Genomic DNA, 23,858 nt, shown 5'->3' on the forward strand with positions numbered 1-23,858 from the left:
TTTATGCTTGAAGATAAAAATGCGGAGTATAGCAGAGGCTGCAGCCATCCCCTAGCCTTTTAAATGCAGGTAAATCGACGCTGCTGTTGCTGACAGAATATAGTCAACTAATTGCTCCTTAATGAGTTCGAGCATGGCAATAAAAGTAACCACCACACCACTGCGCCCTTCGTCCAAGGTAAAAAATCGCGCAAATTCTACCGGCTTATTCTGTTCTCGTAGCAATTGCAATATAAAGCTCATACGCTCTCGAGTCGAAAGTGCTTCTGCGGATATATGATGGTGCTCAAAGGTCTTGGCTCTAGCCATCACTTCCGACAGCGCCAAAAGTAATTCCCTCAGTTCAATGTCTGGGAATTCTGGCTCAGAGTCGGTACTACTGTCTACCAACGCATGAGCGACAAAGATATCACGCTCAACACGAGGGATATCATCTAAGTTCTCAGCAGCTTGCTTAAATTGCTCGTATTCCTGCAAGCGCCTCACCAGCTCTGCTCTGGGATCTTCCTCTTCCTCTAACTCTTCGTGTTTTGGTAATAGCATTCTTGATTTTATTTGTGCCAGCAAAGCTGCCATCACTAAGTATTCACCCGCAAGTTCGAGCTGCATGTCCTTCATCATTTCAACATACTGAACATACTGCTGAGTAATACTAAAAATCGGTAATTCTAGAATATCTAATTTATGTCTTTTTATAAGATAAAGCAGTAAGTCCAACGGGCCTTCAAAGGTCTCTAAGATAACTTCTAGGGCTTCGGGGGGAATATAAAGATCTTCCGGCTTTTCAATTACCGCTTCACCGTGTAAAAAAGCCAGCGGTAATTTCTGTTGGAGTGCTTCTGTCATCTCAACATGCGTTATTCAAAAGGCGACGTATCACCACAGCCACGACGCAAAATTTCAATGGTGTCTTCAGACATATCAATAACGGTGGTTGCTTGCTCGATTAAATAGCCACCATGGATGATTAAGTCTACGTGCTTCTCAAGACGCATGCGGATATCATCGGGGTCAGACTCAGTAAACTGCTCTCCTGGCAAAATCAAAGAGCATGACATCAAAGGTTCACCTAGTGCTTCCAACAACGCGCAAGTAATTGGGTTATCAGTCACACGGATCCCGATGGTTTTTTTCTTCTCATTGAGCAAACGACGAGGAACTTCTTTCGTCCCTTTAAAAATAAACGTGTACGGACCGGGCGTATTATTTTTAATCATCCTAAACATTTGATTATCGACACGGGCATAGGTCGAAAGCTCCGACAGATCACGGCATAAAAGAGTGAAGTTATGGTGTTTTTCGATGCCGCGGATCCGCTCTATCCGCTCCTTAGCTTGCTTATTACCGAGGTTGCAACCAATGGCATAGCCGGAGTCGGTTGGAAACACCACTACGCCACCTTGTTCAATAATATCAGCCGCTTGGCGAATTAAACGCGTTTGCGGGTTATCTGGGTGAATATGAAAAAATTGACTCATAAGCTTATTCCTCTTTGCCTCCCCAATGACGCCAAACTCCCTGACAATCTTTAGGTAAATACAAGTTACGACCAAGGTCGACCCAAGGCATTGGGAAGTGGAAATCTGACCCTTGGCTTGCTAACAATTCAAACTCTTGACTTAGCCGCCCCAAAAATTGGCGCTCAGTAGGCGCTTGCTGCGGCTGTGCAACTTCCATTGCAGCTCCCCCAACCGCTTTAAATTCAGCGATTAACTTTCTTAGCCACTTATTCGACATCTTATATCGAGCAGGATGCGCCAACACACTTACTCCACCCGCAGCATGAATAGCAGCGACAGCCGTTTGTATATCGCACCATTGACTTGGCACATACCCAGTTTTGCCACGTGCTAAAAATTTATTGAAAACGCTTTGCACGTTTTTAGCCACACCTCGCTCAACCAGCACTTGAGCAAAATGCGCTCTGGTGATCTGCGCAGTTTGGGCAAGCGCAAGGGCATCTTCGTAGACATGCTCATAGCCCTTTTTGGCTAATCGCTCGCCGATTTCTTTTGCTCTGGCTTCTCGCTTTTGCTGCTGTTCGTGCAGTAACTTTGTTAATGCTTCATGCTCAGGGTCAAAATTCAATCCAACAATATGGATCTCAAAGCTTTCCCATTTTGTGGAAATTTCAACGCCATTGATAAGTTCTAACGTGAGATTATTTTGACTAATGTAGTCACGGGCAGGCTGGATCGCATCTATCGTGTCATGATCTGTAATTGCAAGAATATCAACGCCTTTTTCCGTTGCTCGCTCAAGCAATTCATCAACAGCTAAGCGGCCATCGGAAAAAGTAGTATGGCTATGAAGGTCATATTTAATCAAAATGTATTAACTATCTCTATGAATTATCAACGTTTTGATTATATCACAAGTTAACTGATACGACCTTAGGTTATTTTCTGATATTTGCCCTTGACACTTGTAGCAAAAATAGGGTTTACTGTAGCTAATTTAGATTAAACAACGAAATATTCACAAATGAACAAACAAATTCAAAAAAACATTTGGTGGTGGCACTCGAACTAAGCGGGTGTGTTTCGTTATATCTACGATTTATCAACCCGCGCAATGTCGCGGGTTTTTTTATACTTTTTAGAGGCTTATATGAACAACAATATCACAGTAAACACAATTTGGTGGTGGTGGATGCCCTAGCGGGACGGTATTGTTGTGTCTGAACAATAACCCCCGCAGAGCTCAGCTTTCGGGGGTTTTTTATTTTCTAAACAGAATATCTAGAAATTAAGAGGAATGAGGTTTGATTTTTAGTCACATAACGACCACACCAGGTGAGGTCACCAGCATAAGACAAAGGCGCGATTATATTGCCAGCCCACTGTCTTTATACGCAGGTTTAAACAAAACAAACTCGCTACTGCTCGAATCAGCAGAAATAGAGTCTAAAGACAATGTGAAAAGTATCGTGCTTGTGGATAGTGCGATTCGATTCGAATGTAACGGCGCCCAAGTCATTGCCAAAGCCTTGTCTAACAATGGTGCTCAGTTACTACCGTACCTTGCGCAAAAGGTCACAAATTGTGACGTGACCCTCAATGATAATACCTTGACGCTCACGTACAACGCATTGGAAAGTAACATTGATGAGTATACAAAACTAAAAGCGGATAACGCCTTTAGTGCGCTCAGAACCTGTATCAATGAAATTAAACGTAACTCAGATACGCCGTTTTCCGTCTTTTTAGGTGGTGTATTCGCCTATGATATGGTTGCAAACTTTGAGCAACTTTCTGAAGTACCAGATGGGGACAACGACTGTCCCGACTATGTTTTCTATCTCGCTGAAACCCTAGTTGTGATCGATCATCAAGCACGAACTACTGAGCTCATTGGTAATGTTTTCAATGGCCCTGAGGTTCACGCCAATTGTTTTGAAGTAGGCAAACAGCTAGAAGAGCTAAACAGTCAGTGTGACCAAATCACTGAATTTCAGTTTGAGCCACAAAGTGGCGGTGCAGACGTCAAAGTCAATGTGAGTGACGACGAATATTGTCAACACGTTGAAAAGTTGAAAACCAACATTATCAACGGTGACATCTTTCAAGTCGTTCCCTCTCGCACTTTTTCACTTCCTTGCCATAACTCACTCGCCGCCTATAAACAGCTCAAACTACAAAACCCTAGTCCTTACATGTTTTATATGAAGGATGAGCGCTTTGTGTTATTTGGCGCATCTCCAGAGTCTGCACTCAAATATTGTGAGCAGAGTAACCAAGTTGAAGTCTATCCCATTGCGGGGACAAGACCACGAGGTAAGTTTGCTGATGGTAGTATCAATCCAGATTTAGATAGCCGCATTGAGCTTGAGCTGCGCAACGATCAAAAAGAGCGTGCAGAGCACCTTATGCTGGTTGACCTTGCTCGTAACGATGTCGCACGGATCAGTATTGCAGGTACTCGACACGCAAAAGAATTATTGAAAGTGGACCGCTACTCACAAGTCATGCATTTAGTATCGCGCGTCGTTGGCCAATTAAAGCCGGATTTAGATGCGCTTCACGCCTATCAGGCTTGTATGAATATGGGCACTCTCGTCGGCGCACCAAAAGTTAAAGCCGCAGAACTGGTTCGCCATACAGAAAAGCAGCGTCGTGGCAGCTACGGCGGAGCGGTAGGTTATTTGATGGGCAATGGCGCCATGGACAGCTGCATCGTAATTCGCTCCGCGTTTGTAAAAGATAACGTTGCTTACGTGCAAGCGGGTGCGGGTGTTGTGTTTGATTCAAATCCACAAAGCGAAGCAAATGAAACTAAAGCTAAAGCCATGGCAGTGATTAAAGCAGTACAGTCCACGTATGAAGGAGCAAACCATGACTAAGGTATACTTTTTAGATAATTTTGATTCTTTCAGTTATAACCTTGTGGATGAGCTTAGTTTGCTAGGACTCGACTTGGTCGTTTATCGTAACAATATCTCTGCCGAAACCATTTTCAATAAAATGTGTGCAGAGGTTGATCCTGTGATCTTAGTTTTATCACCAGGACCTGGCGCGCCATCGGAAGCAGGCTGTTTGCTCGCGTTAATTGAGCTATGTAAAGGTAAATTCCCCATGCTTGGGATTTGCCTTGGTCAACAAGCCCTAACCCAAAGTTATGGTGGTGAAGTTGGCAAAGCAGGTGAGACGGTACATGGTAAATCTTCTATTATTGAAGCGGATGAGCATCCGGTATTTGCCGGACTCGGGACGCAATTCCCCGTGGCGCGCTATCACTCTCTAATGGCAACAAGCGTACCACCAGCACTGCAAGTGATCGCGAGATATCAAGCCATTCCGATGGCTATCTATCACAGTGAACACAAAGTGATTGGCTATCAATTTCACCCAGAGTCAATATTGACCCCCAATGGCGCTCAGCTATTACAACAAAGTATCGCGTACCTTAGCGCTTAGGAGATCAGGATGGAAAAGTTACAACCTCTATTACAGCAGCAAGATTTATCGTTCGACGCCGCCAAATCCTTGTTTAGCGATATTATGGCTGGACAACTGAGCGACATCGAACTTACCGCAGCGCTACTTGCGCTAAAGTTTAAAGGTGAAACAGCGGCGGAAATAGCCGGAGCAGCTCAGGCCATGCGTGATCATGCAACCGCATTTGACAAGCAAGACCTACTCGCAGCAGACAGCTGTGGTACGGGTGGCGATGGAACAAATACCATCAACGTGAGTACCACCGCCGCCATTGTCGCCGCAGCATGTGGTATTAATATGGTCAAACATGGTAATCGCAGCGTGAGCAGTAAATCAGGCTCTGCGGATTTACTAAAAGCACTTGGGATCAACATTGATATGACCCCCGCACTTGCAGAAAAGTGCTTAGCAAAGACCGGCTTTACCTTTTTGTTTGCACCGCATTACCACGCTGGTGTAAAGCATGCCATGCCGGTTCGCACGCAACTAAAAACACGCACGATATTTAATATTCTCGGGCCATTGGCAAACCCTGCTAAGCCTGAGGTGCAATTACTCGGCGTTTACGACCCTGCCCTTGTTTTACCCATGGCAGAAACGCTAAACCGCTTAGGTACGAAACGAGCGATGGTAGTTCACGGTAGTGGCACAGATGAAATTGCTCTGCACGGCGAAACGCTAGTCGCAGAAGTAAAGCAGGGTGAAGTGACGCAATACTCCGTTACCCCAAGCGATTTTGGACTAGAAAACTATTCACTTGAATCTATTGCTGGTGATACGCCAGAATATAACGCGAAAGCGAGTCTTGCGATTTTAAATGGTGAAGGCGAAGCAGCACACAATGCAGCGATCATTGCAAACGTTGCAGCCTTGTTGGTATTAACCGATAAAGCCACAGATTTTAAAACCGCAAGCGAACAAGTACGCGAAGTGCTTGCTACCAAGAAAGCCATGACAACCTTGGCTAACATTGTAGAGGTGAGTAATGGCTAATGTATTAGAAAAAATTGTTGCCGATAAAGTCGAAGAATTAAAAGCGCGCAAGGCGCAGCGTCCGTTAAGTGACTTTATCGATGAAGTAACCCCCACCACGCTTAACTTTATCGCTGCGTTGGCGCAAGCTGGGACCCAATTTATTTTAGAGTGCAAAAAGGCGTCTCCTTCAAAAGGCCTTATTCGCTCACATTTTGATTTGACTGAAATTACCAATGTTTATCGTAAGTACGCGACGTGTATTAGTGTGCTAACCGACGAAAAATACTTTCAAGGCAGTTATGAATACCTTGCCACGGTGAGAAAGCTGGTTGATCAGCCTCTGATCTGTAAAGACTTCTTTATTGATGAATACCAAGTTTATCTCGCCCGCTTACACGGTGGCGATGCCATTCTTTTGATGTTGTCTGTATTAAATGACGAAGAATATTTGGCACTAGCGAGCGTGGCTAAATCACTTAATATGTCGATTTTAACGGAAGTAAGCAACGAAGAAGAAGTGACAAGAGCGCTTGCGTTAGATGCTGAACTTATCGGTATTAACAATCGTGATCTCAGAGATTTATCAACGGATTTAGCAACAACAGAAAAGCTACGAGCGTTAATCCCCGAAGACAAAGTGGTGATTTCAGAGTCTGGCATATACACGCACCGCGATGTGAAACGCTTATCACCGATTTGTGACGGCTTTTTGGTTGGCAGCTCACTGATGGCTGAACAGGACTTAGAACTTGCTTGCAGACGCTTGATTTTGGGCGAAAACAAAGTGTGTGGTCTTACTCGAAGCCAAGATGCGCAAGCAGCTTATGAAGCTGGAGCGGTATACGGTGGCCTTATCTTTTATCCAAAATCGCCTCGTTATGTCGACATTGATTGTGCGAAGGCCGTCGCCGATAGCGCACCGCTCAAGTACGTTGGTGTGTTCGTTAACGCACCGCTTGAGCAAGTTGCTGAGTATGCGCAAATATTAAAACTGAGTGCAGTGCAATTACATGGCAATGAAGATGCGCTGTACATCGATACCCTGCGAAAACAACTTCCAGTTACCTGTCAAATTTGGAAAGCACAGGGTGTGGACACAGCACTGCCAAGCCCCTTTGCTGGCGTAGACAAGCAATTGTACGATACCAAAACCGACACCGCATTTGGTGGCACGGGGCAAGTGTTTGATTGGCAGCTATTAAATCGTAGTTCGAGCAATTATATGTTGGCTGGCGGCCTAAACCCCGACAACATTCAAGGTGCCGTCAATATAGGTGCCGATGGTCTTGACCTAAATTCAGGCGTTGAGCAATCGCCTGGTAAAAAATGCGCTCAAAAAATCGCTAACGCGTTTACACAAATTCGAAAATATTGAGGTGGACATGAGTAATTCAGCTTATTTTGGTGACTTCGGAGGCATGTTTGTGCCCGAGTTACTCGTACCTGCGTTAAAGCAGTTAGAACAGGAGTTTTATAAGTCACAAAAAGACCCAGAATTTCAACAGGAGTTTTATCAACTTTTGAATGAATTTGCGGGTCGCCCAACACCACTGACCAAGACACGCAACTTAGTTAAAAACCCTAAGGTCAAACTGTACTTAAAGCGTGAAGATTTACTTCACGGTGGTGCACACAAGACCAACCAAGTGTTGGGTCAAGCGCTCTTAACCAAACGTATGGGGAAAAAAGAAGTCATCGCTGAAACCGGCGCTGGACAACATGGTGTTGCAACCGCCCTAGCCTGCTCCTTACTCGGCTTAAAGTGCCGGGTATACATGGGGGCTAAAGATGTTGAGCGTCAGCAACCTAACGTATTTAGAATGCGTTTGATGGGTGCGGAAGTTATCCCTGTTACTGCTGGCTCAGGCACATTAAAAGACGCAGTAAATGAAGCATTACGTGATTGGTCTGCAAACTACAAAACGGCACATTATTTACTCGGAACGGCTGCAGGTCCTCACCCATTCCCGACGATTGTCCGAGAGTTCCAAAAAATGATTGGTGAAGAAGCGAAACAACAAGTACTAAAAGCAGAAGGTCGTTTGCCAGATGCGGTTATCGCTTGTGTGGGCGGCGGCTCAAATGCTATTGGTATGTTCGCAGATTTTATTGACGAAAAAGGCGTGAAATTAATCGGGGTGGAACCGGCTGGTAAAGGCTTGGATACTGACGAACACGGCGCAGCATTATGTAAAGGTACTAAAGGTATTTTACATGGCGCCTATACCTATATCATGCAGAACAAAGATGGCCAAATTGAAGAATCTTATTCTGTCTCAGCAGGTCTTGACTACCCAGCTGTTGGTCCACAACACGCCTACCTTCATGAAACAGGCCGCGCGCAATATGTTGGCATTACCGACACTGAAGCATTAAATGCCTTTCAAGCGCTTGCTAAACACGAAGGTATTATTCCAGCCCTAGAGTCAAGCCATGCTCTGGCATACGCACTAAAATATGCAGAAGCGCAAACGGAAGAAACGGTGATTGTTGTTAACTTAAGTGGTCGCGGAGACAAAGACTTAGCTCACGTCCACCAGGTACTATCTGAGCGAGGTGAACTATGAGACGTTATGACGCGATGTTCGCGCACTTAAATGAAAAAAACCAAGGTGCATTTGTTCCTTTCGTGACGATTGGTGATCCCGATAAGGCACTCAGTATTGAGATCATCAAAAGCCTGATTGACGGTGGCGCTGATGCATTGGAGCTCGGTATTCCGTTTTCCGATCCCATCGCTGATGGTCCTGTTATCCAAGCGGCTAACATCCGTGCATTAGAGCAAGATGTTAATACGCAAGACTGTCTTGAGATCATCGCTGAAATTCGTCGCTACAACAGTGATATTCCAATTGGTTTGTTGCTTTACTCAAACTTGATTTTTGCTCGTGGTATTGAGCAGTTTTATCAAGACGCCAAAACTGCGGGTGTGGATTCTATCTTAGTTGCTGATGTGCCACTGCACGAAGCCAAACCGTTTAGGCTCACTGCAATGGCAAATGACATCGCGCCAATTTTCATTGCCACACCGAATGCCTGCGATGATACGTTACGAGAATGCGCCACCCGAGGTCGTGGCTATACCTATTTACTTTCGCGTGCAGGCGTGACAGGTACAGAAACGACAGCACAAATGCCGGCAACAGAGATGATCACCAAACTTATCGAATATCATGCTGCGCCGCCACTGCTAGGGTTTGGTATTTCTGAACCGGAGCATGTAAAGCATGCGATTGGCTCAGGTGCAGCAGGTGCGATAAGTGGCTCTGCAGTGGTGAAAATCATCGAAAAACACTTGGATGACCCTAGCACCATGTGCTTTGAGCTAAAAACCTTTGTTGAGCGAATGAAAGCTGCAACGCAGAAGTAATATTACTTTCAAGCCAGTGTTTAACACTGGCTTTTCTTAGAATTAACGCAAGTTATCTTTTAAGGCTTTAGCAGGCTTAAATAATACCTTATTTTGTCCCTCAATGGTGATGGTCTCACCCGTTTGAGGATTACGTCCTTGCTTTGGGGGATGATAACTTAACGCGAATGTCCCAAGTCCATTGATTTGCATCTGATCGCCTTCTGACAAGCGCTTTTTAGTGGCCTGTAAAATGACATTTAACACCGTCTGTGAATCTTTCTTTGTTAATCCACTAATTTCCGCCATTTTTGTAACTAAATCGCTCTTATTCATGCAAATACCTCTGAACCATTGAATGAGCGCAGCAGGCTATGGGTTTCGTTAAAGAAAGTCAATGTTGATGTTCTCGCCGTATCTTGGTAAAACCCTTACAACCAACTTTGTTAGGATAAAAAATGTCATTTTTAATTGAGTACTTACCGCTTATCCTGTTTTTTGCGGTTTATAAGTTTGTCGATATTTTTTGGGCAACGGGTGTGCTAATCATCGCTTCTCTTATACAGGTTGCACACCAATACATCACTAAGCGCGAAGTCGCAAAACGTCATTGGGTATTCTTAGCGATTGCGTTGATCCTCGGTGGAATGACGATTTTCTTCCATGATGAGCAATTTATAAAATGGAAAGCCACTATTATTTATGCAATTTTAGGTGTGGCTTTACTCGTATCGAGGTACTTGTTTAATAAAAACTTGGTAAAAGGCGCACTCGAAGGGGTTTTAAAGTCAGTAGCTGAGAAGGAAAAAAGCGAGATTGATATTGATTTACCAGTAAAAGACTGCGACCAATTAAACCTATTTTGGGCAGTATTACTTTTCTTCATCGCTGGCCTAAACCTTTACGTTGCGTACCACTTCTCTCTTGATTTTTGGGTGAACTTTAAAGTCTTTGGTTTAATTGGGATCACCTTCGTTGCACTCCTCTTTACCATGTTTAAAATTCAAAAATATTTACCTGAAGAGTAACCATTCAAGGTTCATCTACAGCTGCTATAGTTAACGAGTAAGAGCTAACTATAGCGGCTTGTAGCCGCCAAATATTTTGGGGAACCAGCCTTGAACGCAAGCCAATACCGGTGGTGTGAACTCGTATTTGTATTCTTTGTCCTGCCCATTGTCGCTTATCAATTCCGTGATCACCTCAACAATTGGCTTTTTCCAGCACTGATCATTTTAATGGCAGTCTGTACCCATTTACTACTAACCGACCCCCATTTCAAACGATTTAGGTTAACCAGTTTGGGAGAGTTTTCGTCCGTCAAAAAACGTTTATTCACCACGTTTTTCGCAGGTGCGATGTTTTCAGCCATGCTCTATGGTTTAGTTAGTCAAGGAAATTGGTTTTCCCTGCCGCTCAATTCACCCAGCGACTGGTTATTATTATTATTTGCTTACCCTATTCTTTCTGTCTTACCACAAGAGTTAATTTTCAGGAGCTACTTCTTTCATCGCTATAAAAGGATTTTACCAAATAAAAACAACCGAGTTTTGTTAAGTGCATTGGTGTTTGCGCTTGCTCACTGCGTCTATGACAACTGGATAGCCGTGGCGTTATCTTTTGTTGGAGGACTACTATTTTCTTATACTTACGCACACAGCCGTTCCCTTGCCGTGTGTGTGTTAGAGCATAGCCTGTGGGGGCTGTGGATGTTTACAATAGGAGTTGGGCAGTACTTAGATTCGGGCGTAAAATTTTAGTGGCTTAGTGAAGAATAAACATCGGCGCATTAATACGCCGATGTCATCGTGCCCAAACCAAATGTTCCGTTGCTAGAAGCCAAAGATACTGAATGCAAAATATTTAGTTGCAACGGTATTAATGAAAATAGCTAACAGGATCACCGGGATGAATGTAGATAGGGAGAAATTAATATATTTCTCAGTAAAGCTGCCTACGTACCCCTCTGAACCTTGCGCAAGTTCTTCATTCAAACCAGATTTTTTCCAGCGATAAGTAACAAATAGACACAACAGCAGACCATTCAAGGGTAAAATAGTGTCGTAAAACACATCGTAGATTAGGTCAAAGAAGCTCTTCTGAGCATCGCCATAACTTACAAAACTTGTAAGCCAATCCACCATTCCAAAAGACATAGTAGATAGCACAGTCAAGATACCTGTGGTCAACGCTAAGATAATCAATGCCTTTTTACGTGAAATACATTTTTCTTCCATCAAAGTCGCTGTAGGCACCTCGACAATTGACACTAGCGACGTTATCGCAGCAAAGAAAACCAGTAAAAAGAAAGTACCTGCAACTATTGAGGCACCGACGTAGCCAATATCATCTTGTAAAGCCAATAACAATTTCGGCAAGTAATCGAAAATCATAGATACAGAAGAGTCAGATAACTTACTTGGATCTGTATTCGGATTGAAACTGAAGATAGCCGGAAGTACCATCAGACCTGCGATAAACGCCACTAATGAATCTGTAATAGCGACCATTTTAGAGCTACCGACGATGTCGTCTTTCTTAGAAATATACGAAGCGTATGTGATCAATATACCCATCCCCAAAGACAGTGAAAAGAACGCTTGTGACAGTGCGCCATTTAACACACTTGCATTCATCTTTTCGAAGTCAGGAACGATGTAATAGCGTACACCTGCCATCGCGTTATCAAGAGTTAATACGTATGCGACAAGGCCAATTAACATGACAAATAACGCTGGCATGAGTAACTTAGCTGCTTTTTCAATCCCTTCTTTTACACCGCCAACCAAGATAAGATTCACGATCACACCCACTATCAACATATAGATGAAAACATTGGTATCGTTGATAAAAGTGCCAAAGTACTTCGGAGAGGCGAGTGCATCTAAGTTACCTAAAGCTGTTTGCGCTAAGAAGCCAAAAATCCAAACGGTAATAACCATATAGAAGACGGCAATCATAAACGGCGTGAGTACAGCCAAGAATCCAGCTATTGACCACTTTTTATCATGATTAGATAGCAGCTTATATGCGCCAAACGGGTCCTTTTGGGCTTTCCTACCCATTGCCATTTCGGCCATCATGACAGGTAAACAGATAAACACTACAAATAGTGCATAGATTAGTAAAAATGCCCCACCACCATTTTTTGCGGCGGAAACAGGAAAGCCGACTAAGTTACCAATACCAACAGCAGAACCTGCAGCGGCAAGGATAAACCCTAATCGGGAGCTAAAATGCTCACGGTTTGCACTCATTGCAATCAACCTTATTATTATTTTCTACAAATATCCGAAGGACTCTACCAGTCAAGCTGAGTGTTTTTCAAGTTTAAATGTCTAATCACTGAAAAACTCTGTGTACATTTACTTTTGCACTGAGGGCGTTTTATCATAGTATTGATAAACGGGCCTGAACAGCCGACAAAATACGTAAAAATAACAATAATAACCTAGAAACCAATCCGGAACTAATACTTATGCTTTACATGATCTATTCAACCGACGCTGAAAACTCATTAGAAAAGCGTCTTGCTGTACGCCCTGCTCATCTAGCTCGTTTAGAAGAATTAAAACAACAAGGTCGATTGTTTGCAGCAGGCCCGTTACCGGCGATTGACTCGGAAGATCCTGGTGAAGCGGGTTTTGCGGGTTCTTTGGTTATTGCTGAGTTTGAAAACCTAGAAAGTGCACAGCAATGGGCGAGCGTCGATCCCTATATTGATGCTGGTGTCTATACTGCTAGTATTGTAAAACCGTACAAGCGAGTTCTGCCATAAAAGTTTACTGAACGTTAAGTTCAGCAAAGGTTAATTACAAAAGCACTAAATTTGTTTGAGATTTATGAAGTTTAGACACTTAGTATCTATGAAACTGTGGAGCTTAAAATGCGATTGCAACTCACTCTTTTAGCGTTGATTTTGGCGTTCGCTTCGAGTGTAGCAGACGCCAATAGCCGCAATGATAAGAATGTAAAGACAATTACAAAAAAAGAAGCGGTGTCTCTGGCGCTTGATAAGTACGCTGGGAAGACGCTTAAGATTTCTGAAGAAAATCAGTTTTTTGTGGTAAGAATTCTCCAACCAGATGGTCGAATTGTTGACTTAAAAGTAAACAAGAAGACAGGTGAAGTAAATAAGGACTAAGGATGCGTATTTTAGTTATCGAAGACGATATTCAACTAGCAGAAAACCTGCGAAATGCATTAGAGAAAGAAAAATATAGCGTTGACTTGTGTCATGATGGTGAGTCTGGATTATTTCACCTTGAAGAATATCCGTTAGATATGGCAGTAATCGACCTCGGTTTGCCAAAACTTGACGGTATTGAAATTATCCGTAGAGCACGTGCTAACGGCGTTAAGATCCCTATTTTAATCTTAACGGCACGCGACCGCTGGCAAGACAAGGTGGAAGGCCTTGATGCAGGTGCTGATGACTACCTCACTAAACCGTTTCATGTTGAAGAGCTAATTGCGCGCTGTAATGCACTTATTAGACGTAGCGCTGGACAAGCAAATCCAGAGATTTGCATTGGTCCAATCAAAATCCATACTCGCTCACAACAAGTCTGGGTTAACGATAACGAGCTATCACTAACAGCCTATGAATATAAAGTTTTAGAATACTTAATGGTTAACCCACAAAAAGTCATTTCTAAATCTGAGCTCACTGAGCACATATACGATCAGGACTTTGACTTAGACTCTAACGTCATTGAAGTGTTTGTCTTAAGGCTGCGTAAGAAACTTGATCCTGATGGCACTCTGAACCCTGTTGAAACCCTTAGAGGACGTGGATATAGGTTCAAAAATCAGTGGTAAACAGCTCTCAAATTTCGCTTAAAATAAGACAAGGATTTATCCTTGTCTTTGTGCTTATTATTGCCCTTCCCGCGCTATTTTTCTCCGTGGGCAGGGCTTATTACTCTTCTTTAGTCGATGCGACTGAAAAAACATTGGAAGCCCACCTCTACTCACTTATCTCTGAAGTCGAATTTGTCTCTAACGGACTCGAAATGCCTCGCAGTATTCTTGCACCTGAGTTAAACAGATTGAATTCTGATACTTATGCACTGGTCTATCAAGATAACTCCCTCGTTTGGTATTCCGAGTCGGCTGTAAATCTCTCAATTTCACCTGACTTTTCAGAAAACCAGGCTGGAGCATCTGAGTTTAAACGAGTTGAATATAATGGCGTACTGTTTTGGCAACTTAGCCTGACCGTTATTCTCGGAAATGCAGAGCAATCGCAGCAAGCCCGCTTTGTACTTTTAAAGAAAAATGACGCGCTGATGGAATTAATGTCAGGGTTTAGAAACACCTTGGTCAACTGGATGCTGGTTATGGGTGTGGTGATAGCCGGATTGATGGCATTTGGGTTTGTATGGAACGCAAGGCCGCTGCAACGACTCGATAGAGAAATTAAAGAGATTGAAGCTGGCGAGCGCGATAAGATCACAGGTCTTTACCCCGTCGAACTCCTAACAATCAAATCCGACTTAAACCTACTATTGGAATCTCAAAAGCGTCAAAAAGAGAGATATAGAGCTTCACTTAGCGACCTTGCGCACGCGTTAAAAACTCCCCTTGCGGTGATCAAATCCAGTCCACTGGCAAAAGATGCAGATGCTCAGGAGCAGCTAGACAGAATCAATGCAATGATCGAACATCAATTGAAACGTGCTGCAACGGGCGCATCCGATACATGGAAGAAACAAACATCAGTAAAACCCGTACTTGACTCAATACTCAACGCCATGACTAAAGTGTATCATGACAAGCACATTCAATTTTCATCCGAATGTGGTGAGGAGGTTGCATTTTTAGGTGATAAAACGGATTTAATGGAAATTCTTGGTAATATTATAGATAACGCCTGTAAAGCATGTGGTTCCTTGGTCGATATAAAAGTAAGTGCACCTAAAAAGCGCCTACTAATCATAGAAGTAGAAGATGATGGCCCTGGCATTCCAGAGCATCGCCGCTCAGAACTACTAACCAGAGGTGCAAGATTAGACACCTATGAAGCTGGCCACGGCGTAGGAATGGCTATCGTATCTGATTTAGTTAAGTCCTATCATGGCTTGATGCAAATCGGTACTTCCAAACATGGTGGCGCGAAATTTACGATAGAGTTTAACCATGAAAAGAATAATTAGCAGTCTATTGGTATCGGGATTAACCTTTTCTGTGATTGCAGACGACGATGTCACACTACAAGACTGTACGAAGTATGAGTCAACGCATCCGGAAAAGGCGAAAAAATTCCTCATGTGCCTGGATGGCAATATCAACTTACTCGAACGTCATCGTCAAACCTGGATCACTAAGTTATTGCTCGATACTAAAAAGTACCAAGCGGACACTGGTAATACACAGATCTTGCCAATTATGGAACGTGCCCTTCGCAATCAGGAGGAATATATGGAAGACAGCTGCCGGTGGCGATACTTACTAGACATGCCAAACGCAACGCGCTCAGCGACAGCTTATAAAAATTGCAAAATTGCATTTTTAAAAGCGCACATCATCGAGCTAAAAAGCAGTAAAGTATTGAAAGAAGATTTGAATCTCTAGCGACATTTTTGATTGGATTATTAGGTGCTAAGCTTTAATAACCTGAGCTTCAGATAATGACGAGTAAACCTCAGAAAGGAGCTGTTTATAGCTCCTTTTTATTTGCCGGATCTCAGCGTTGTTAAGATGGTCTATTATCGGGTTGTTCTGAACCGAGAAGGATTGCAAGCCATTTACCCTCTTCGCTGGTTTCAAGGGCAATTTTCACAACCATGGTAAGTGGCACAGAAAGCAGCATTCCAACAGTTCCGAGTAACCACCCCCAGAAGATTAACGAGAGAAACACTACCAAGGTCGATAAACCTAACCCTCGACCCATAAACCTTGGCTCAATAATGTTGCCCATTAAGGTATTAATACAAATGTAACCCACAGCAACAATGCCGCTCACCAATGGCCCCTGTGTCACTAAGGCCAGAAAAACAGGCGGCACAGCCGCAATGATTGAACCTATGTTTGGAATATAGTTAAGCAAAAATGCAACTACGCCCCAAAGCACGAAGTAATCAACATCTAACGCCCATAAAAAAACGGCCGCCACGACACCAGTCGCCAGTGAAACAAGCGTTTTAATCGCCAAATAGCTATTGATAGAATCTAAAAATCTATCAATTTGCTGCATTTTCATCTCTGGGTCGTCTAGTGCGAGATGCACTTTGTGGCCCAAAGAAGGCGCTTCAAAAAGCATGAAGACGACGATAAGCAGAATTAAAAAGCTATTTGCCATCACACCACCAAAGCCAGTCAGCATGTTGGTGGCCACATCGATTAGCTTATTTGGGTCTAGCATGCTAATAAGTTGTTGTTTATCCAATAATATATTGTAGTTCGCTGCAGTATTGACCAACCAAACGAACTTTTCTTGTAAGTCTTCTTTATAAGTTGGCAGCTGCTTAGAGAAATCATTGACTGATTGCCCAACAAGCCCACCAATACTTGCACCAATTAAAATCACAAGTGCGATAATCACCAGAATGGCCAGACCTTTTGGTATCTTAAAACGGGCCAAAAGCTTGAGCATGGGATTACAGATAATCGCAATGAATGCGGCTAATATAAACGGCACAACAATCTCAGACGCAAGCTTGATCCCACCTAACACTAAAAATAGCGAGGCCAAAACCACCAGCGTTTTGTTAATTCCAGTCAGTGAAGACACAGTTCACTCCTTTTGCTTTTTTACCATTCTAAAACAAACCACCTATAATGAAAATGAGTGATCTAACTCCTTGCTAAAACGTAAGTTTATTTGATTACAATAAAGAGTATTGAGAATGAATATATTCATAACAGGCGCTACAGGATTAATTGGTAAAAAGCTATGCCAATTTTTAGTACACAAACATAATCTGGTTGTACTGACCCGTTCGCCTTCAAAAGCTGTAAGCCTATTACCAGGAGGGGTTAGCTGCGTCACCGATACTGATGATGTCGACTTTAATGAGCTTGATGCGGTCATTAATCTTGCGGGTGAACCAATAGCCAATGGCCGGTGGAGCAAAGAAAAAAAACAAGAGATCTACAATAGCCGGATAAAAATCACTGAGCAAATCGTTACAGCGATAAACACTGCGACGTCACCGCCCAAGGTGTTTATTTCAGGTAGTGCAATAGGTTTTTATGGACGCCAACCGGATAACTTGACCATCACTGAAGATTTCAAGGATTACCATGATGAATTCTCCCATAGGCTGTGCCGAGATTGGGAAGATACCGCCTTTAGAGCCAGCTCCAGCCAAACTAGAATATGTATAATAAGAACAGGCATTGTGCTTTCAAAATCGGGAGGTGCTTTAGATAAAATGTTACCGCCTTTTCGATTTGGCATTGGCGGCCCGATTGGTTCTGGAAGACAGGTGATGTCTTGGATCCATATCGACGATATGATTCAGGCGATAATGTATCTACTTAAACATGACGAGATCTGCGGTGTTATTAATGCAACAGCCCCAAACCCGGTATCAAATAAGCAATTTTCTCAAGCCTTAGCACGCGCTATCTCACGCCCTTGCCTATTTACCGTACCACCGTTTGTCCTCAAATTGGCATATGGTGAAATGTCAGAATTGCTATTGTACGGCCAATACGTCGTACCAAAAAAACTTCTCGATGCAGGTTATCGATTCCGCCAAGATCATATTGAAGATGCCTTGAACGCACTTAACTTATAACTTTGTGCAATACTTTATTCAGATGGTATATAGAGCTTTTCCCGCGTTAAGACTTTATCCAGGTAATGTTTGGTTTCATCATACGGTAAACTTTTGTCTAGCGCTGCTAGTACGTTTTCTGGCGAGAGTGAATTAATTATCTTTGCTGCTTTTGTAATTGATCTCGAATCATCAGCATTAAAAACGCGAGCAACATTTCCAGCACCGGTGTTATAAGCCGCAATCGTGCAATACTTACGACTAAGTGGGTTATGTATTTTACTCAGGTAGCGCTTATCTAGAATATTCAGGTAAGCCGTCCCCGCTTCAATATTATTATCCGTCACATATAGATAAGGTGCCGACATCGGTTCATCGCGATTGTACAACATACGATTCACATCAACACCCGCACTCGTCGGTACTATCTGCATCAAACCAAACGCAGGAATGTGTGACTTTGCCATTGGGTTAAAGTGGCTTTCGGTGTGCATAACCGCAAAAATTAAACTAGGTTCAATGTCAAAGCGCTTCGCTTGTGCATTCACTTGGCTAACATAACGTTCTGCTCGATGCTTGGAAAGTTCAGTCTGCTTGGGTAGCTTAAGCACGATCTCAGATACGACAGTTGCTTCACTTTTACCAGTATTACTAGCTGTTTCTAATAGCTTTTTAAGGCGTTTTTGCTTTAACAACTCCAGCTTTTTCTGTTGCGCTTGTTGTTGAGCCTCTGCTAATTTTGAATCTTCACCGTCAATGATGGCCTCATCCGTCTGACGTTCTATGTAGCGTTGCTGTTGTTCGAATTGGCTATCTATTTGCTTTTTCGCTGCGATCAACGCTTTTGCACGAGCAGCGTTATCCACTTCACGTTTCGTTGTTTCACTTTGGTTTATCGCGAGCGTATCAACATTAAATACATCAATTACTGCACGGTCTTTTGCGGTAAATTCCTTGTATAGGGCTTGAAGTTGAGCCTGAGATACCTTTTCATCTTCTGCATGCCTAATGCTTACTACCAACTCATTGGCTTCAAAGTCGACAACCATTCTGGATGATAAATCGTCACTGTAGGTGACAAATGCAGCTTGATCAGCAACAGTTATATCTCCCCACTGTTGGATCACATTATCACGAAAGGCATCGTACTCTTCAAAATGCTCTTCGACATAATCAGCAAACTCACTTAATTGTTGGCGTTTATATTGCTCAAACTCGCTCAGCTCTTCATCACTAGGCTCGGAGGTTTGCCAACGTGACATTTTCTCTGATAGCTCTTCAAAAAGCTGGGCTTGACTCGCCACCGCACTTGGAATGGCACTTAACGCCATGACTAAAAATGAGTATATCGATTTGCGCATAGAGCGTTCCTTTCAAAAAATTAAAGCGTGAAACTCACGCTTTAATTAGTTAGCCTTGCAATTTCCTTCTCCAGATCTTTTTCTGCTTTGTAAGCTTTAAATTCTTGATATAAAAACTTTTCATCTTGAGGGTTTACACTGCGCTTACTTTCTTTGATCAAATCTTTGAAAAGTTCTTTAGTCTGATCAGGTGATAACGTCGTCAATGCACAGAAATAATCTTTACCAGAAATATCGATAACATCGGCCTTAACGATACGAGAGCCATTTAATGTTTGTTTAGTCAATTGTTTGGATACAGAGCTAAAGGTTGCGCCTACCGTTGTGTCATCGTTTGCATCTGTACGGTTCGCGAATGTCTTATCAAGGCCTTCAACACGGGTTTCAATTTGCTGAGCTAACGCAAGACGTGCATTTGCAACCGCCATTTTTTGATCGATTGAAATGTTGCCCGAGTATTTCACACAATCTGCTGCAGCTATACCATCTTCGATTGTTGGATTGAGAACCCATTCTGGAATATTAACTCTTGGGCTTGAAGCCGCATCATCTTTACTTGAACTACAAGCCGATAGCATCCCTATAACGGCCACTGATATAAGTAGTTGTTTTGCTTTCATGTTGGGTTCCTTAATTGCCCTGATTACGGAATAAAATTTATCAAAAAAATTATTGATTAACAGTAATAAATTGTAAAAACGATTTTTAACAATTTAGCACTTTCAATTCAATTTTTTACTATTTAATTTATTGTTATATGATTGAACACCACAACACTGCCATTATAAGAACAAGTATGCAAGGAATGCGATTCCAAATTGATTTATATAACTTCATGATAAAGCTCTTTATCTTTACAGGTTGCTTGATGCTGAGCGGCTGTAACTTGACCCCTAAAGCCAACAAGCAGGCCATAGAATACGCGGAGCAAGGAGATTTTATCTCAGCCCAACAGCGTATTGACTATGCCTATAAAAACTCATCTCGTGACGAGCTATTGTATTATCTTGAATCAGGTATGTTAGCGCATTTACAACACCATTATGAATTAAGTAATCAACACCTTTCTCACGCAAAGGAAATCATTGAAGCCGCCTACACTGTCAGCATCAGCGACCAGCTTTTTTCTACTTTTACTGGCGCAAGTTACAAAAAATATACTGGTCGCGCTTTTCATAAACCCATGATCCATACATTAATGGCGCTTAATTATGTGTCGTTGGCAAACGCCTCGAAGGTAAACCGTGTTGCTTTGTATGACTCTGCACTGACAGAAATGCGCCAACTGGACTTATATCTCTCTCAATTACAGCAACAAACCGGAGGCTATGTAAGTCAACAAAAAGCTGGAAGTGATATTGAACAAATTTTTAAAGCTATTTTTAATCAACCATTTATCAGTGGTGAACTTGAGTATAAAGACGATGCATTTGCACAGTATTTAAGTGGCGTCTTATATGAACAACAAGGCGAGCTAGATAGTGCTCGGATCCAATATGAGCGAGCGGTGAGCGCATACAAAAATGGCTTTAGTAAACAATACAAACTAGGTCAATATGCAGGCCAACAAGCACAGCAAGATCTCAACAGAATGGTTGCAGACAAGGAAGAAAACTACTTCACATTAGTTCAAAGCTTAGGTGTATCACCGCAGCGCAAAGAGTTTAACCTTTATCTTAGACCTGATGAAGAGGCACAAGCGATAGTGATTACGCCGATTTATTGGGGGACAAAAGAAGAACGCCAAGCCCAGTTCGCATGGTTTAATTTAATGTTTGCTGATACCAGTTTGTTTGATCTCATTCAAAACTATGCAACAGGTGACTTTAGTGATGTTGTCTTAGGCACTGTCACAAAACGCTTACCTCTCGGTGATAAATTATGGCAAAAAGCCGTAGACGAAGGGGTGATTGATGCACTCAAGTATGGCAGTAGAATCTCAGTTACTTACTTACAACCTCATAAAAACGATATCCAACATGTTGCGCTTTTCGCTAACGGACAAAAACTTACAGAATTACACCCCTTTTATTCGGTAAACTTACTCACACTGTATGACGCGCTAGGTAATGCCAATATGGAAATTTACACCGCTATTTCTCGAGAAGTGTTAAAAGCAGTCACAGCAAGTAAAGCTATAAAGCAAGTTGGCATCCAGCAGAACTCGCTGTTGGCAGGGCTTGCTCAGCTAACATCATCTGTCACCAACGCCATTACAGCAGCGGCAGATACTAGACAATGGCAATCTTTACCAGGTGAAATTAGAGTGGCTCGAGTGAAATTACCCAAAAATACCACTCACCTGCAATTGCAAACCCAATTAAGGACTGGCAGAGTGATTAAACAGGATATACCGCTGAATCAAACAGCACCGTTGCTTAGCCACATTCGCACCTTCACCGGTGTAGCTGAACCAGAAAAACAAAATTATTTATCATCTTTAACTAACATGGACTGAATACATGAAGCCTAAATTTGCAGTTAAATTAGTTGTCCCAATGCTCATCGCGTCTAGCGCAGCGATGACGGGTTGTTCTTCAACAACCAAAGTGAGTCGCGTGGACACCAATGAAGAAATAGCGCTTTCAGATAAATGGAATGCCAAAGACTCTCAGTTAGTTGCTGAAGCAATGATAAGCGATATGCTCGGCTTCCCTTGGGTACGCGAACACCGTGCCAAAGAAGGTACTCGACCCGCTATCATTATCCAATCTGTTCGTAATAAGTCGCATCAGCATATTGCAGTTGACACCTTTTTGAATGACCTCAAGCGCGCCATATTGCGAAGCGGGCAAGCTGACTTCGTCGCAAACCGCTATGTACGAGATGAAATTCGTGAGGAAAGGCGAGACCAAGAGCTTAATTCAAGCCTCGAAACTCGTAATGAGATCGGCCAAGAGCAAGGTGCTGATTATGCACTATCCGGCACGATTAACTCATTTGTTGATGAACAAGGTGGTAGTCGAGTCACTTTTTACCAAGTAGATCTTCGATTAATAGACATGACGACTAACCGAGAGGTGTGGAATGGACAGAAGAAAATTCAAAAACTTCAAGAGCGCAGCGGGTATGGTTTCTAAACGTCTAGCGTTACCTCTGTGTATTCTACTTAGTTTATCTGCCTGTCAGTCTACCAAGCAGGCGGTTGCAAAGGAAGAAAGCTTACCCACTTGGGCTACGCAGCAACCGAGTTCCGATTATCTAGTGTATGGCGTTGGTTCAGCGAGTCATATTGTAGATAGGACGGAAGCCAAACTTGCCGCCCAAGAAGCAGCTAGATTAGCGATTGCCAAACAGTTAAATGTGGAAATTGAAGGAACGACACAAGTTGCTCAAAGTCAGGCTAATGGCGATTTTTCGTATCGAGTGGATGAGATTTTATATTCTCGAGTTCCAAGCATACAATTACAGGGGATCAATATTGAGCAGGAGTTTTACTCCACAGCGCAAAAAACGGCCTATGCCCTTGCCTCATTTAACAAGATTGAGTCGAGGATGCACGCTGAGCTTGATATTAGGCAACTTGACGAAGAGATCAGTAACGCGACTATTTCGGCACTAACCAATTCAGAAAAACTAAAAGAAGCGATGGCAATTAAGCGACTAATCGCCAAAAGACGCAAAGCAAACGAATATCACAGGCAATTAGGTGGCGGCAGCATTGCCATACCAACCTCAGTGAGCAACAAAAACAAAATGCTGAATGATTTTATTCAGTCATTAACTTTTAGTATTTCATCAAAGTTTTGGGGACAGGAGTCTATCCGCAACCAGTTAGCCGAAAGCTTGACTAAGCAAGGTCTTACTGTTGTGGGTGAAAAACAAAGTGCAGACTTTCAAATTGACTTTCGCGTAGATTTCGAAGACGTAAAGAAAAACAGCACTTATTATGTTTTTGCCAACTCGAGTTTAACACTCATGGAAAACGATAAAGAAAAGGCGCATGTTTCTGCACAAATAAAAGCAGCGTCTAGTTTTGAGAATATGGCTAAGTCTAATGCTGAAGAAAAGTCAGCAAAAATGCTAAGCAAAAAGCTGACGATGTTAATCATTGATAGTAAAATCTAAAGTAAGGCCCTTTAATAGGGCCTTACTTATCTCTTCCTAGAATGACTTCACCACTTTAACGCTGCTATCTGCAGCTCCCGAAGACACAAACCCAATTAGGTTAGGGTTACTCGCAACGAGTTTAAGTACCTCAGCATCATCGGCGGCTTCTTTTGGTGGCGTCCCTTTTCCAGTAAATACTAATTTTGACCAATAAGCTTTAAGTTGACTTGATGACTTATTAAGTACCTTTTCATTAAACTCATCGGTTACCGTCGAGCCATCAGCCTGTGTTATCGGAAGTGCTTTAGAGCCATCGGAGAATGACTTTGATTTACCAATAAAAATTTGCTTAATTTCGTTTTCATCAAGTGTAGAAGTATTGGCAGGGTTGACAATGACATCCACGGCTAGGCAACTAAAAGCGCTGCAAAGTAGAGTAAGTAAAAATAATTTTTTCATG

At 42.7% G+C, this 23,858-nt stretch carries 26 protein-coding genes; 17 read left to right on the plus strand and 9 right to left on the minus strand.

Features of this window, described 5'->3' with window-relative positions:
* Positions 1-51: 51 nt before the first annotated feature.
* From PNC201_RS09805 to rnm, 3 genes are read right to left on the minus strand one after another with little or no spacing between them, the layout of a single operon-like run.
* Positions 52-846, minus strand: coding sequence for a segregation and condensation protein A (locus tag PNC201_RS09805; protein ID WP_102056939.1), 795 nt, complete (start codon positions 844-846; stop codon positions 52-54).
* Positions 847-857: 11 nt separating this feature from the next.
* Positions 858-1,478: an L-threonylcarbamoyladenylate synthase gene (locus PNC201_RS09810; protein WP_010378577.1), complete on the minus strand. Its 621-nt coding sequence runs from the start codon at positions 1,476-1,478 to the stop codon at positions 858-860.
* A gap of 4 nt (positions 1,479-1,482) precedes the next feature.
* On the minus strand, positions 1,483-2,328 hold the full coding sequence (gene rnm / locus PNC201_RS09815; protein WP_102056940.1) for an RNase RNM: 846 nt from the start codon (positions 2,326-2,328) through the stop codon (positions 1,483-1,485).
* 436 nt (positions 2,329-2,764) lie between these two features.
* On the opposite strand from rnm, the gene PNC201_RS09820 reads away from it, so the two are divergent.
* Genes PNC201_RS09820 through trpA form a run of 6 tightly spaced genes read left to right on the plus strand, consistent with a single transcriptional unit; the run spans position 2,765 to position 9,282 of the window.
* The gene (locus tag PNC201_RS09820) at positions 2,765-4,342 is read left to right on the plus strand and encodes an anthranilate synthase component 1 (protein WP_102056941.1); all 1,578 of its coding nucleotides are present in this window, start codon (positions 2,765-2,767) and stop codon (positions 4,340-4,342) included.
* On the plus strand, positions 4,335-4,916 hold the full coding sequence (locus tag PNC201_RS09825; protein WP_010378569.1) for an aminodeoxychorismate/anthranilate synthase component II: 582 nt from the start codon (positions 4,335-4,337) through the stop codon (positions 4,914-4,916). The genes PNC201_RS09820 and PNC201_RS09825 overlap by 8 nt, the downstream gene beginning before the upstream one ends.
* A 9-nt stretch (positions 4,917-4,925) precedes the next feature.
* The gene (gene trpD / locus PNC201_RS09830) at positions 4,926-5,930 is read left to right on the plus strand and encodes an anthranilate phosphoribosyltransferase (RefSeq protein WP_102056942.1); all 1,005 of its coding nucleotides are present in this window, start codon (positions 4,926-4,928) and stop codon (positions 5,928-5,930) included.
* Positions 5,923-7,287 (plus strand): bifunctional indole-3-glycerol-phosphate synthase TrpC/phosphoribosylanthranilate isomerase TrpF, encoded by a 1,365-nt coding sequence (gene trpCF, locus PNC201_RS09835; RefSeq protein ID WP_102056943.1) that lies wholly within the window; start codon positions 5,923-5,925, stop codon positions 7,285-7,287. Before trpD ends, trpCF begins: the two co-directional genes overlap by 8 nt.
* Before the next feature lie 7 nt (positions 7,288-7,294).
* Complete coding sequence (gene trpB, locus PNC201_RS09840; RefSeq protein ID WP_010604969.1) at positions 7,295-8,479, plus strand: tryptophan synthase subunit beta; 1,185 nt, start codon at positions 7,295-7,297, stop codon at positions 8,477-8,479.
* Positions 8,476-9,282 carry a tryptophan synthase subunit alpha gene (gene trpA / locus PNC201_RS09845; protein WP_010604970.1) on the plus strand — a complete coding sequence of 269 codons (807 nt, stop codon included), beginning with the start codon at positions 8,476-8,478 and terminating at the stop codon, positions 9,280-9,282. The genes trpB and trpA overlap by 4 nt, the downstream gene beginning before the upstream one ends.
* Positions 9,283-9,324: 42 nt before the next feature.
* Here trpA and PNC201_RS09850 read toward each other — a convergent pair whose 3' ends face one another.
* Complete coding sequence (locus tag PNC201_RS09850) at positions 9,325-9,597, minus strand: HU family DNA-binding protein (protein ID WP_010604971.1); 273 nt, start codon at positions 9,595-9,597, stop codon at positions 9,325-9,327.
* Positions 9,598-9,719: 122 nt separating this feature from the next.
* Here PNC201_RS09850 and PNC201_RS09855 point away from each other — a divergent pair, with 122 nt between their 5' ends.
* Together PNC201_RS09855 and PNC201_RS09860 are read left to right on the plus strand one after the other, a co-directional pair.
* Positions 9,720-10,289 (plus strand): inner membrane-spanning protein YciB, encoded by a 570-nt coding sequence (locus PNC201_RS09855; protein WP_010604972.1) that lies wholly within the window; start codon positions 9,720-9,722, stop codon positions 10,287-10,289.
* Positions 10,290-10,379: 90 nt separating this feature from the next.
* Complete coding sequence (locus PNC201_RS09860; protein ID WP_102056944.1) at positions 10,380-11,021, plus strand: CPBP family intramembrane glutamic endopeptidase; 642 nt, start codon at positions 10,380-10,382, stop codon at positions 11,019-11,021.
* 72 nt (positions 11,022-11,093) lie between these two features.
* Here the strand turns inward: PNC201_RS09860 and PNC201_RS09865 are convergent, their stop codons facing one another.
* A complete protein-coding gene (locus tag PNC201_RS09865; protein ID WP_102056945.1) occupies positions 11,094-12,518 on the minus strand; it encodes a sodium-dependent transporter in 1,425 nt (474 codons plus the stop codon).
* Between the two features lie 221 nt (positions 12,519-12,739).
* Between PNC201_RS09865 and PNC201_RS09870 the strand changes: the two genes are divergently transcribed.
* From PNC201_RS09870 to PNC201_RS09890, 5 genes are all read left to right on the plus strand, one after another.
* Positions 12,740-13,039 carry a YciI family protein gene (locus PNC201_RS09870; RefSeq protein ID WP_102056946.1) on the plus strand — a complete coding sequence of 100 codons (300 nt, stop codon included), beginning with the start codon at positions 12,740-12,742 and terminating at the stop codon, positions 13,037-13,039.
* A 108-nt stretch (positions 13,040-13,147) separates the two neighbouring features.
* A complete protein-coding gene (locus PNC201_RS09875) occupies positions 13,148-13,405 on the plus strand; it encodes a PepSY domain-containing protein (protein ID WP_010374059.1) in 258 nt (85 codons plus the stop codon).
* A gap of 2 nt (positions 13,406-13,407) precedes the next feature.
* The gene (locus PNC201_RS09880) at positions 13,408-14,082 is read left to right on the plus strand and encodes a response regulator transcription factor (protein ID WP_010374057.1); all 675 of its coding nucleotides are present in this window, start codon (positions 13,408-13,410) and stop codon (positions 14,080-14,082) included.
* Complete coding sequence (locus PNC201_RS09885) at positions 14,076-15,419, plus strand: ATP-binding protein (protein WP_102056947.1); 1,344 nt, start codon at positions 14,076-14,078, stop codon at positions 15,417-15,419. The genes PNC201_RS09880 and PNC201_RS09885 overlap by 7 nt, the downstream gene beginning before the upstream one ends.
* Entirely contained in the window at positions 15,403-15,837 is a 435-nt protein-coding gene (locus PNC201_RS09890) for a hypothetical protein (protein ID WP_010604978.1), read from the plus strand. The genes PNC201_RS09885 and PNC201_RS09890 overlap by 17 nt, the downstream gene beginning before the upstream one ends.
* Positions 15,838-15,958: 121 nt before the next feature.
* Here PNC201_RS09890 and PNC201_RS09895 read toward each other — a convergent pair whose 3' ends face one another.
* A complete protein-coding gene (locus PNC201_RS09895; protein ID WP_010604979.1) occupies positions 15,959-16,996 on the minus strand; it encodes an AI-2E family transporter in 1,038 nt (345 codons plus the stop codon).
* A gap of 115 nt (positions 16,997-17,111) precedes the next feature.
* Here PNC201_RS09895 and PNC201_RS09900 point away from each other — a divergent pair, with 115 nt between their 5' ends.
* On the plus strand, positions 17,112-18,008 hold the full coding sequence (locus PNC201_RS09900) for a TIGR01777 family oxidoreductase (protein ID WP_102056948.1): 897 nt from the start codon (positions 17,112-17,114) through the stop codon (positions 18,006-18,008).
* A 14-nt stretch (positions 18,009-18,022) separates the two neighbouring features.
* Here the strand turns inward: PNC201_RS09900 and PNC201_RS09905 are convergent, their stop codons facing one another.
* Entirely contained in the window at positions 18,023-19,348 is a 1,326-nt protein-coding gene (locus PNC201_RS09905) for a transglycosylase SLT domain-containing protein (RefSeq protein WP_102056949.1), read from the minus strand.
* 41 nt (positions 19,349-19,389) lie between these two features.
* Positions 19,390-19,968 (minus strand): LPP20 family lipoprotein, encoded by a 579-nt coding sequence (locus tag PNC201_RS09910; protein ID WP_010604982.1) that lies wholly within the window; start codon positions 19,966-19,968, stop codon positions 19,390-19,392.
* A gap of 176 nt (positions 19,969-20,144) precedes the next feature.
* Here PNC201_RS09910 and PNC201_RS09915 point away from each other — a divergent pair, with 176 nt between their 5' ends.
* From PNC201_RS09915 to PNC201_RS09925, 3 genes are read left to right on the plus strand one after another with little or no spacing between them, the layout of a single operon-like run.
* Positions 20,145-21,806, plus strand: coding sequence for a hypothetical protein (locus PNC201_RS09915; RefSeq protein ID WP_102056950.1), 1,662 nt, complete (start codon positions 20,145-20,147; stop codon positions 21,804-21,806).
* 4 nt (positions 21,807-21,810) lie between these two features.
* Positions 21,811-22,428, plus strand: a complete 618-nt coding sequence (locus tag PNC201_RS09920) for a penicillin-binding protein activator LpoB (RefSeq protein WP_017219134.1) — start codon at positions 21,811-21,813, stop codon at positions 22,426-22,428.
* The gene (locus tag PNC201_RS09925; RefSeq protein ID WP_233525158.1) at positions 22,376-23,416 is read left to right on the plus strand and encodes a hypothetical protein; all 1,041 of its coding nucleotides are present in this window, start codon (positions 22,376-22,378) and stop codon (positions 23,414-23,416) included. Before PNC201_RS09920 ends, PNC201_RS09925 begins: the two co-directional genes overlap by 53 nt.
* A 36-nt stretch (positions 23,417-23,452) precedes the next feature.
* On the opposite strand, the gene PNC201_RS09930 is transcribed toward PNC201_RS09925, so the two are convergent.
* Complete coding sequence (locus PNC201_RS09930) at positions 23,453-23,857, minus strand: phosphate ABC transporter substrate-binding protein (protein ID WP_010374038.1); 405 nt, start codon at positions 23,855-23,857, stop codon at positions 23,453-23,455.
* Between the last annotated feature and the right edge of the window lies 1 nt (position 23,858).

Source organism: Pseudoalteromonas sp. NC201 (genome assembly GCF_002850255.1).
Classification (GTDB): domain Bacteria; phylum Pseudomonadota; class Gammaproteobacteria; order Enterobacterales; family Alteromonadaceae; genus Pseudoalteromonas.